At 60.2% G+C, this 575-nt stretch carries 1 pseudogene; it reads right to left on the bottom strand.

Annotation, left to right across the window (positions count from 1 at the left end):
* Positions 1-575 (bottom strand): annotated as a pseudogene (locus tag AC07RO_RS27060) (RHS repeat-associated core domain-containing protein); the annotation flags it as partial.

Genomic DNA, 575 nt, shown 5'->3' with positions numbered 1-575 from the left:
TCCCAGCTTTGGGTTTGCAGCAGTTGGTTGCCCTGATGGCGGGCAACTTCGCGATGCAGATCATCGCGTTCGTAACTGAGCAGTTCGTGCTCGTCCAGCTTCAACCCCAGCAGATGACCGCTGCCGTAGGTCAGCCAGCTGACGCGATGGCCGTCCGGGCGAATGGTGGCAATGCGGTTGTTGAGCGCGTCGTACTCGTGCTGCCAGACGGCAACCAGTGGTTTATCCAGATTCGAGTAATGCTGATGCTCGCGCAGCAGGTTCCCCGCTGGGTCGTGAAACCATTGCAGCTTGCTGATGGCGTTGGTCGCCATGACCAGATGGCCGTTGCCGTCGTAGGCGAAGGTTTCGCTTTGGGCTTGTTCGCCGAGGGTGGCGCGGCGTTCGGTGAGACGGCCCATGGGGTCGAAGGTCAGCGCAATCGTGCGCTGGCCGTTCACCGTCTGAGCAAGCCTTCCTGTTTCGGGATCGTATTGATAGCGAGTCGAGCGACCGTCGAAGCCGCTTTCTTCCAGCAGCCTGCCGACCGGATCGTAGTGAAAGTGCGCGCGGCGTTCATTTTCGTTTTCTAGCGC

Source organism: Pseudomonas sp. GW821-FHT07F05 (assembly GCF_059418765.1).
This window is presented reverse-complemented; position numbering and strand designations above follow the sequence as displayed.